The following is a 9,454-nucleotide window of genomic DNA, read 5'->3' on the forward strand; positions in this document are numbered from 1 at the left end:
CTGGCTTGGCCGAGCTGGCCCCCTCCGGCCCTCTGGGCCACCTCCCCCGCGGCGCGGGGGAGGAACTTTTCATCAAAGCGGCGCGCAGGCCGTTTCCATCCAGGCCCGAACCTCCGGCTCCACCCGAGGCCCGATCTCGCGCAGCACGCGGGCGTGATAGGCGTCGAACTGGGCGATCTCCTCAGGCGTCAGCAGCGATTTGTTGATCAGGCGCCGGTCGATGGGCGCGAGCGTCAGAGCCTCGAAGCGGCGCATGGGGCGCTCGCCGCCCGGCACGTCCTCGGCCGGCATGACGACCTCGAGGTTCTCGATGCGGATGCCGTATTCGCCGTCCTTGTAGTAGCCGGGCTCGTTCGAGACGATCATGCCGGGCTGCAGGGCGATGGTGTTGGGCGCCTTCGAGATGCGCTGCGGACCCTCGTGGACCCCCAGATAGACGCCGACGCCGTGACCGGTGCCGTGGTCGTAGTCCAGGCCGTGCGCCCACAGCGCCGCCCGGGCGAAGGCGTCGATGGCCGAGCCGGTGGTGCCGGCCGGGAAGCGCAGGCGAGCGATGGCCAGGTGGCCCTTCAGCACTAGCGTGTTGCGCTGGACCATCTCGGCGGTCGGCTCGCCGATCGCCACCGTGCGCGTCACGTCGGTGGTGCCGTCCAGGTACTGGCCGCCGCTGTCGACCAGCAGCAGCGAACCCATCTTGGCCCGCTCGTTGCTGCGCTCGGTCGGACGGTAGTGGGGCAGGGCGCCGTGGCCGTTGGCCGCGCCGATGGTGTCGAAGCTGAGGTCCTTCAGCACGCCCGTGGCCTCGCGGAAGGCCTCGAGCTTGGCGACGGCTTCCTTCTCGTCGGGCGGATTGACCTGGCCCTCGGTGGCCAGCCAGTGCAGGAAACGCGTCAGGGCCGCGCCGTCGCGCCGGTGCGCCTCGCGCGCGCCGTCCAGCTCGACCGCGTTCTTGCAGGCGCGGGGCAGGGTGCAGGGGTCCATGGCGCGCACGATCTTGGCGCCGGCGGCGGCCAGGGTGTCGAAGTACCAGGCCGAGGATTGGGCCGGATCGACGACGACGGTCTTGCCGGACAGATCGCCCAGCGCCTCGGCCAGCTTGTCCGGCGTTTCCAGCGAGACCTGGTTGCCCAGCCAGGCCGGGAGGTCCGGAGTCACCTTGGCCGGTTCGATGAACAGTCGCGCCGTCCCGTCGGCGTTCAGGATGGCTTGCGACAGAGGCAGGGGCGAGCGGATGACGTCGCCGCCCCGCACATTGAACAGCCAGGCGATCGACGCCGGCGCCGTGATCACCGCCGCTTCGCCGCCGAGCGCGGCCACCGACGCGCCGACCCGGGCGCGCTTGGCGTTGGACTCCTCGCCGGCGTACTCGATCGGCTGGGGGACGATCGGGGCCATCGGCTGGGCGGGACGCGCCTCGCCCCAGGCCTGATCGACCGGGTTGGCGGCGACGGGCTTCAGGGTCGCGCCGGCGCGGGTGGCGGCGGCCTTCAGGCTCTCCAGCGCGGCGGGGCTATGCAGACGGGCGTCGTAGCCGATCACCGCGCCGTTCGAGACAGTTTCCAGATAGGCGGGGACGCCGCCCTCGACGAGGTCGCGGATCTCGAACACGTCCTGATCGACCTGCTCGCGGACCTGCAGGGTGTAGCGGCCGTCGACGAACACGGCGGCGCGGTCCTTGAGGATCACGCCGGCCCCGGCCGAGCCGGTGAAGCCGCTGGCCCAGGCCAGCCGGTCATTGGCGGCGGGCAGATATTCGTTCTGGTGCTCGTCCTCGTGCGGCACCAGGAAGCCGTCCAGCCCCTGCGCCGCCATGGCCTGGCGGATCAGCGGGACGTGCTTGGGGCCGAAGGAGGGATCGGTGGATTCGTCGAAGGTCTGGCGCATGGGGAGGATTTAGAGTCTGCCTGCTCAAACGCCAAGGGGACGTCCGTTCAGGACGTGGTCGAGACGGCCCTGTGCGTCTTGACGTCACATGGTCATGCTTGAAGGGGAATGAAACTGTGCCGCTCCACTCACGCGCGGAGCGCCCACCATGCAGGACTGTTGTTCTCACAAGATCGCCGGCCTGTCGCGCCGACAGGCGTTCGGCCTGATCGCGCTCGGCGGCGGCGTCAGCCTGCTGTCGACCCTGGCGCCGGGCGTGGCCCGGGCGCGCGGCCATACCGACATGCTGCTGCTGACCTGCATGGATTACCGCCTGACCGAAGAGACGGTCGCCTACATGGACGGCCGCGGTCTTCGGGATAAGTACGATCACGTCGTGCTGGCCGGCGCTTCGCTCGGCGCCCTGACCGACAAGTATCCCAGCTGGGGCCAGACCTTCTGGAGCCATCTGGACGTGGCGATCACGCTGCATTCGATCCACAAGGTCATGGTGATCGATCACCGCGACTGCGGCGCCTACAAGGTGATCCTGGGCGCCGAGGCCGTCGATACGCCCGACAAGGAGCTGGCGGCCCACGCCAAGGAGCTCCAGGCCCTGCGCGCCGAGATCAAGCGCCGCCACGAGCACCTCGAGGTCGAGCTGGGCCTGATGTCGCTGGACGGCAAGGTCCAGGACATCGCCTGACCCGTCGGCTTAGGGCCGCTGCAGCACCAGCGTCGCCCAGGCGTCGCGGTGGATGCGGCTCTTCACCTTGAAGCCGCGCGACAGGTAGGCGGCCTTGACCATTCGCTCCTGGGTGCGCAGCAGGCCAGACAGAATGACCGTGCCGCCGGGGACCAGGGCGCGCTTGATGTCCTGGGCCAGGCTGATCAGCGGCCGGGCCAGGATGTTGGCGAAGACGAGGTCATAGGGCGCGTTCTCCGCGACCAGGCGGTGGCCCAGGCCCGAGGCGTGGACGAAGCGCGCATTGGCCTTATTGACCTGCGCGTTTTCCTTGGCGATCCGGACGCTGGGCTTGTCGATGTCGGTGCCGACGGCCAGCTTCGTGCCGGTGCGGGCGGCGGCGATGGCCAAGAGGCCCGTGCCGGCGCCGACGTCCAGCACCTTGTTGAACTTCCGCGCCTTGATCAGGCGGTCATAGGCCTGCAGGCAGCCGACGGTGGTGCCGTGGTGGCCGGTGCCGAACGCCGCGCCGGCCTCGATGCGCAGATTGACCGTGCTGGCCGGCAGGCGGCCGCGATCGTGCATGCCGTAGACGAAGAAGCGGCCGGCGCGCACCGGCGGCAGGCCCGACAGCGCCATGGCCAGCCAGTCGGCGTCGGCCAGGGTGTCGCGGGTGACCTTCAGATCGTAGTCGGCCAGCAGGGCCATCAGGCCGTCGTCTTCCTCCTGGGTGGTGGGGAAGGCGTCGATGCGCCAGACGTTCTTGTCCTCATCCTCTTCGAGGATCGAGTAGGTCGCGCCTTCCAGGCCGGGATGGTTGTCGATGGCGTCGGCGGCGGTCTCGGCGTCGGCGCGCGCGCCGCGGGCGACGATCTGCTGGGGCGTATAGTCGGTCATGCCGCTCCGTTAGCGGCAAAGCCGCCGAAAAGCGAGCCTTCAGCGCTAGGGATTGATCCCGGCGAAGACGGTCGGCGTCGGCGCGCGGGGCGGGTCCTCGGGCAAGGACACGTTGAGGATGTCTCCTTGCGCGGAGGCCCAGCGCGTTTCGTCGGAGGACGGCGGCGGTGTGGCCGGACCGTGCTGAGCTGGAACATAGGGCGGAAGCTCCGGCGCGGGCGGCGGCTCGTAGTCCGCGTACTGGATCGCCGGCTGTTGGTCGCGCGCCGGCTTCAGGGCGTCCGTGCCGATCACGTAGTCCGGGACCTTGCCGGTCGGCCAGGCGATCGGCTCGGCCTCGGCCATGAGCGGACGCTCGACGCGCTCCATCTCGGGCACGTAGGGGCCGTCCTGCGGACCCATCTGCATGAAGACGCCCGCCAACAGGCCGGCGACCGCGAAAGAGGGCGCGCCGTAGGCCACGGGGCGTGTGAGGGCGAAACCCTTCAGGCGGTCGAGGATCAGGTCCAGGCGTTCCATGTCGCTAGAGCGCGCGACAACCGCTTTGGTTCGCTCGCCGCGGAACGCCTGAAAGGGATTTGGGGCTGAAAAAACTCAGTTCAAGAATTGGCGGGCGGCGAATTATGCGCCGTTTTAAGCGCCCTTCGCGGGTTTCCCGCTTTCGAAAGGGTCCATCGATGACACCATTCGCGCAGTCATTCTTTCATGGCGCCAAGGCGGACCTGAAGGAGGGCGATTTGCTCGGGATCGGCTATGCGTCCAACTATGGCCAGAGAAGGTCGGCGGCCTACGTCTACCTGACCGCAACCTTGGACGCGGCCGTATGGGGCGCGGAGCTGGCTGTCGGGGACGGCCCCGGCCGTATTTATGTCGTCGAACCCACGGGGCCGCTGGAAGACGATCCCAACCTGACCGATCAGAAATTTCCAGGCAATCCCACCCGCTCGTACCGCACTCGCGATCCCTTGCGGATCATCGGCGAGGTCGTGCACTGGCGGCGGCATTCCCCAGAGCAACTCCAGGCGATGAGGGCTGGTCTGGCTGAACTCGACCGCCTGGGCGTCGGGGCGATCGAGGACTGAGAGGCTTCACGCCTTCTCGACGAAGCTGTCGATGACCTTCTTCTCGCCGGCCTTGTCGAAGGCCACGGTCAGCTTGTTGCCCTCGATGCCGGTGACCTTGCCGTAGCCGAACTTGACGTGGAACACCCGGTCGCCACGCGCATAGGCGCTGTTGGTCGGGGCCGAGACGGCGACCAGCCGGCCTTCGCCTTCGATCGGCGCCGAGCGGGCGGACGAGCCGGCGCGGACGCCGCCTCCGCGCCAGGATCCGCCGCGTTCGGCGAAGCCCGAGGTGCGCTCCTGGGCCCGCTTCCAGCCGGGGCTGTCGTAGCTGCCAGCCTGGAAGGCGCTTGTGCCCGGATCGTCCCAACGCGAGGCGGCCGTCGACTGCATGCCCGGGCCGCCGCCGTAATAGCCGGTCTCCGACGCCGCATCGACGTGGGCGATCGGCAGCTCGTCGACGAAGCGGCTGGGCAGCTGGCTGGTCCAGCGGCCGTAGACCTGGCGGTTGGCCACGAAGCTGATCCGGGCCTCCTCGCGGGCGCGGGTGATGCCGACATAGGCCAGGCGGCGCTCTTCCTCGAGGCCCTTCTCGCCCTTGTCGTCCATGCTGCGCTGGCTGGGAAAGACGCCTTCCTCCCAGCCGGGCAGGAAGACCAGCGGGAACTCCAGGCCCTTGGCCGAGTGCAGGGTCATGATCCAGACGGCGTCGCCGGTGGCCTCGCGGTCGAGGTCCATGACCAGCGACACGTGCTCCAGATAGGCTTCGAGCGTATCGAACGCGCCCATCGACTGGACCAGTTCCTTCAGGTTCTCCAGCCGCGTCTGGCTGGTCGGGCCCTTGTCCAGGCGCAGGGCGTCGGTATAGCCGCTCTCCTCCAGCACCGTCTCCAGCAGGCGCTGATGGTGCAGGGTTCCGACCATCGAGCGCCAGCGATCCAGGTCGCGGATGAAGTTGCTCAGCGCGGTGCGGGTGCGGGCAGGCAGGTCGTCGCCGCCGATGATCACGCGGGCGGCCTCGACCGTCGAAATCCCTTCCAGGCGGGCGATCTGCAGCAGCTTCTGCACCGAGGTGTCGCCGATGCCGCGCTTGGGCGTGTTGACGATCCGCTCGAAGGCCAGATCGTCATCCGGCGACTGGATCAGCCGCAGATAGGCGTGGGCGTCGCGGATCTCGGCCCGTTCGAAGAAGCGCGGGCCGCCGACCACCTTGTAGGGGATCTGCAGCATCACGAAGCGCTCTTCAAAAGCGCGCATCTGGAAGCTGGCGCGGACCAGGATGGCCATCTGGCTGTACTTGCGGCCGGCCTTCTTGGCGCGCTCGATCTCGTCGGCGATCAGGCGGCTTTCGGCCTCGCCGTCCCAGACGCCGCTGACCTTGACCTTCTCGCCGCCCTTGGCCGGGGTCCACAGGGTCTTGCCGAGGCGCCCCTTGTTGGCGGTGATCAGGCCCGAGGCGGCGGCCAGGATATGTTCGGTCGAGCGGTAGTTGCACTCCAGGCGCACGACCTTGGCGCCGGGGAAGTCGCGCTCGAAGCGCAGGATGTTGTCGACCTCGGCCCCGCGCCAGCCATAGATCGACTGATCGTCATCGCCGACGCAGCAGACGTTCTGGCGGCCCTGGGCCAAGAGGCGCAGCCACAGATACTGGGCGACGTTGGTGTCCTGATACTCGTCGACCATCACGTATTTGAAGCGGCGCTGGAACTCGTCCAGCACGTCGGGATGGCCGGTGAACAGGCTGATATTGTGCAGCAGGAGATCGCCGAAGTCACAGGCGTTCAGGATGCGCAGGCGCTCCTGGTACTGGCGATAGAGGGTGATGCCCTTGCCGTTGGCGAACTCGCCGGCCTCGCTGGTCGGCACGCGATCGGGCGTCCAGCCGCGGTTTTTCCAGCCGTCGATGATCTGCGACAGGATGCGAGGCGTCCACCGCTTGGCGTCGATGTTCTCGGCCTCGATCAGCTGCTTCAGAAGCCGTTCCTGATCGTCGGTGTCGATGATCGTGTAGTTCGACTTCAGGCCGATCAGCTCGGCGTGGCGGCGCAGGATCTGGGCGGCCACCGAGTGGAAGGTGCCCAGCCACCGCAGGCCCTCGGCCTCGGGACCGATGATGTGGGTGATCCGCTCGCGCATCTCGCGCGCGGCCTTGTTGGTGAAGGTGACGGCCAGCAGCTCCCAGGGGCGGGCGCGGCCGGTCGCCAGGATATGGGCCAGACGCGTCGTCAGCACGCGGGTCTTGCCGGTGCCGGCGCCGGCCAGGACCAGCAGGGGACCTTCGGTGGTCTCGACGGCCTCCCGCTGTTCGGGGTTCAGACCGTCCAGATAGCCGGGCGCGGCTCCCGCCGGGGGCCTGGCCCGGGCGAGATCGGAAATACGCGGAGCGGGGAGGTCGCCCGGGAATTCGTCCTGGAATTCTGGCGAGTCGGCGTCGGAATGCATGGGAACATATGTAGCACACGGAACGCGCCGCTTAAGCCCTAACCCGCCCGGTGGGGAACTCCCGATGCGTCGTGTCGTTGATCCGACAATGGAAATCACGCCCGCGGGCAGGGAGATCTGGGATGGCGGAAGAGACCAGCGGCAGCAGGGGCGGCAATAGCGCCCTGGCCTTCATCGTGGGCGGCCTGGTGGTGATCGTCGCCGTGCTCGCCTTCTTCATGTGGTCGGGCGGCATGTCGCCCAAGAAGCAGGTGGACGTAAACATCTCGGCCTCGGCGCCGAAGCTGCCCGAGGCGCCCGCGCCCAAGGCGCCGGGCGGGTGAGGTCTCCCGTGACCGCCACAGCGCGTCATGATCGGCGGCCTGAAGCCCGGCGCGACAGCGGCGGGTTTTGGGCGGTCGTGTTGGTTCTCGCGCTTCTGATCGGCGCGGTCTGGGGCGTTTGGCGGCTGGGCGTGATGGCGGGCGAGGGCGCTTCCTGGCGTCAGTCGCTGCCAAAGCTTCCCGAGGTCCTGCGCAAGACGCCGATGCCGAAGCCGCCGACCGTGCCGACGCAACGGCGACCGACGGTGGAGAAGGGCGTCTAGCCAGCGCTGTTCGCGGCTTGCTCCAGGGCGAACACGCGGCAGGCCGAGGCCAGGGCGCGATCCCCGCGCGCGTTGTCGATGCGCTGGATCAGCGCGGCCAGACTCCCACTCTCCTTGGCGGCCGCGCGTTCCAGCGCCGCCCAGAACTCGGGCTCCAAGGCCAGCGAGGTGGCGTGGCCGGCCAGGTTCACCGACCGCTTCTTCAAGCCAGCCAAAGCCTCAATCCTCGCGCCTGGCGCCGTCCAACTCGCGGCGCAGCTTTTCGGCGCGAGCGGCCTCGAGGGACTTTTCGGCCTTGGTGCGGCCGAACCGCGCCCGGTTTTCAGCGGCGCGCGCCTTGTCGTCGGCCTTGGCCTTGGCCTTGCGGGCTTGGTTCAGATTGACGACGTCGGCCATGGCGGCGGTTGCCTCGGAGCTTCTCGTTCCTGGAAGGTCATCCACCGAACGGGCCGACGACGCAACCCCCGGACCTCAAGCCTCAGGCGTCGTCCTTGGCCAGGGCGCGGGCGAGGGCGGGCCGGGCGTTGGCCCGCGCCAGCCAGTCGTCATAGGCCTTGTGCGGCGGCAGCATCTGGCGGGCGAACTGCAGCAGGCTGACGAACATGATGTCGGCGGCGGAGAAGGCGTCGCCCAGCAGCCAGGGCGAGCCTTCCAGCGTGGAGCGCAGCCGATCGTCCATGGCCTGGTACTGGGCCTTGTCCTGGTCGTCCTGCCGCTGTTTCCAGAGATTGGTCACGCACGGCTCCAGCACGCCGGCGTAGTAGGCCAGCCACGAAAGATAGGGGCCGCGCAGCGGATCGCCGACGACCGGACCCAAGCCGGCTTCCGGGAACTTGTCGGTCAGATAGAGCGCGATCGCCGCCGATTCCGTGATCAGCACGCCGTCGTCCAGCAGGGCGGGCACCTGGCCGTGAGGATGGGGGTTGGCCGGGTCGCGCGCGCCGGTGTTGCTGATGCTGCGGAAGATGTCGACCTTGCGGATCTCGTAGGGCGCGCCGAGCTCCTCCAGCAGCCAGATGAAGCGGGTCGAGCGCGAGCGCGGCGCGTGGAAAAGGGTCAGCATGGCGGCTTCATCCGTCTGTTTTGTTGATCAGAGCCCGCGTGGGCCCTGAACGCTAGGGTCGTCTTCCTCGATCCCGTATTTGGCAGCAGACCTCTCCATATTGACGGCTGGACAGAACCATCCGCCTATCCGCCGCGACAGCGCGGAGGCTCGAAGATGTACACGCTCTATGGTTCGCCCAGCACGGCCGGCACGGCCATCCACTGGATGCTGCTGGAGCTCGGCGTTCCGTTCGAGGTCAAGCTGCTGGACTTCGAGAAGGGCGAGCACAAGACGCCGGAATATCTGGCGCTCAACCCGGATGGCGTGGTGCCGACGCTGGTTGTGGACGGGAAGCCGGTGACCCAGATGGCCGCGCTCGCGACCTTGCTGGCCGAACGCCATCCGCAGGCTGGGTTCGCGCCGGCGGCGGGTTCGCCCGAACGCGCCGAGTACCTGAGCTGGAGCTTCTGGCTGGCCAACAGCTTCCAGCCGCATTTTCGCGCCTGGTTCTATCCGCACGAGCCGGCCGGCGGCGAGGCGCAGGAGGTGGTGAAGGCCGCCGCCAGGGCGCGGATCGAAGCCGGGCTGGCGCGCCTCGACGCCCATCTGGCGGATCGGGACCACATCGTTGGCGACGGCTTCACGACGGTGGACCTGCTGGCGACGATCCTGTGCCGCTGGAGCCGCAACATGCCCAGGCCCGCGACCGAGTGGCCGAACCTCAAGCGCTACCTCGACCGCATCCGCCAGCGTCCGGCGCTGCGCGAGGTCCATGCCCGCGAGGGGCTGACCGATTGGATTGACGGGTAGGGGTTACAACATGCTCCCCCGCGATGCGGGGGAGCTGTCGCGGAGCGACTGAGGGGGCAAGTGCT

At 68.6% G+C, this 9,454-nt stretch carries 12 protein-coding genes; 5 read left to right on the plus strand and 7 right to left on the minus strand.

What is annotated here, in order from left to right:
• Positions 1-72: 72 nt before the first annotated feature.
• Positions 73-1,884: an aminopeptidase P family protein gene (locus tag AX690_RS19630; RefSeq protein WP_066682924.1), complete on the minus strand. Its 1,812-nt coding sequence runs from the start codon at positions 1,882-1,884 to the stop codon at positions 73-75.
• A gap of 148 nt (positions 1,885-2,032) precedes the next feature.
• Between AX690_RS19630 and AX690_RS19635 the strand changes: the two genes are divergently transcribed.
• Positions 2,033-2,569: a carbonic anhydrase gene (locus AX690_RS19635; protein WP_066682923.1), complete on the plus strand. Its 537-nt coding sequence runs from the start codon at positions 2,033-2,035 to the stop codon at positions 2,567-2,569.
• Between the two features lie 9 nt (positions 2,570-2,578).
• Here AX690_RS19635 and AX690_RS19640 read toward each other — a convergent pair whose 3' ends face one another.
• Both AX690_RS19640 and AX690_RS19645 read right to left on the minus strand, forming a co-directional pair.
• Positions 2,579-3,445, minus strand: coding sequence for a 50S ribosomal protein L11 methyltransferase (locus AX690_RS19640; protein WP_066682922.1), 867 nt, complete (start codon positions 3,443-3,445; stop codon positions 2,579-2,581).
• A 45-nt stretch (positions 3,446-3,490) separates the two neighbouring features.
• Positions 3,491-3,964: a hypothetical protein gene (locus AX690_RS19645; RefSeq protein WP_066682921.1), complete on the minus strand. Its 474-nt coding sequence runs from the start codon at positions 3,962-3,964 to the stop codon at positions 3,491-3,493.
• A gap of 158 nt (positions 3,965-4,122) precedes the next feature.
• Between AX690_RS19645 and arr the strand changes: the two genes are divergently transcribed.
• Positions 4,123-4,527, plus strand: coding sequence for an NAD(+)--rifampin ADP-ribosyltransferase (gene arr, locus AX690_RS19650; protein ID WP_066682920.1), 405 nt, complete (start codon positions 4,123-4,125; stop codon positions 4,525-4,527).
• Positions 4,528-4,533: 6 nt separating this feature from the next.
• Here the strand turns inward: arr and AX690_RS19655 are convergent, their stop codons facing one another.
• The gene (locus AX690_RS19655; protein ID WP_066682919.1) at positions 4,534-6,948 is read right to left on the minus strand and encodes an ATP-dependent helicase; all 2,415 of its coding nucleotides are present in this window, start codon (positions 6,946-6,948) and stop codon (positions 4,534-4,536) included.
• A gap of 122 nt (positions 6,949-7,070) precedes the next feature.
• On the opposite strand from AX690_RS19655, the gene AX690_RS19660 reads away from it, so the two are divergent.
• Positions 7,071-7,271: a hypothetical protein gene (locus AX690_RS19660; RefSeq protein ID WP_066682918.1), complete on the plus strand. Its 201-nt coding sequence runs from the start codon at positions 7,071-7,073 to the stop codon at positions 7,269-7,271.
• An 80-nt stretch (positions 7,272-7,351) separates the two neighbouring features.
• Positions 7,352-7,534 (plus strand): hypothetical protein, encoded by a 183-nt coding sequence (locus AX690_RS19665; RefSeq protein ID WP_066682917.1) that lies wholly within the window; start codon positions 7,352-7,354, stop codon positions 7,532-7,534.
• Here AX690_RS19665 and AX690_RS19670 read toward each other — a convergent pair.
• From AX690_RS19670 to AX690_RS19675, 3 genes are all read right to left on the minus strand, one after another.
• Positions 7,531-7,749, minus strand: a complete 219-nt coding sequence (locus AX690_RS19670) for a ribbon-helix-helix domain-containing protein (protein WP_066682916.1) — start codon at positions 7,747-7,749, stop codon at positions 7,531-7,533. The genes AX690_RS19665 and AX690_RS19670 overlap by 4 nt on opposite strands.
• Positions 7,750-7,753: 4 nt before the next feature.
• The gene (locus AX690_RS22465; protein WP_082769762.1) at positions 7,754-7,930 is read right to left on the minus strand and encodes a DUF4169 family protein; all 177 of its coding nucleotides are present in this window, start codon (positions 7,928-7,930) and stop codon (positions 7,754-7,756) included.
• Between the two features lie 82 nt (positions 7,931-8,012).
• A complete protein-coding gene (locus AX690_RS19675; protein WP_066682915.1) occupies positions 8,013-8,597 on the minus strand; it encodes a glutathione S-transferase family protein in 585 nt (194 codons plus the stop codon).
• 156 nt (positions 8,598-8,753) lie between these two features.
• On the opposite strand from AX690_RS19675, the gene AX690_RS19680 reads away from it, so the two are divergent.
• Positions 8,754-9,389 (plus strand): glutathione S-transferase family protein, encoded by a 636-nt coding sequence (locus AX690_RS19680; protein ID WP_066682914.1) that lies wholly within the window; start codon positions 8,754-8,756, stop codon positions 9,387-9,389.
• The last annotated feature ends 65 nt before the right edge of the window (positions 9,390-9,454 follow it).

The organism is Caulobacter sp. CCH9-E1 (assembly GCF_001556515.1).
GTDB lineage: Bacteria > Pseudomonadota > Alphaproteobacteria > Caulobacterales > Caulobacteraceae > Caulobacter.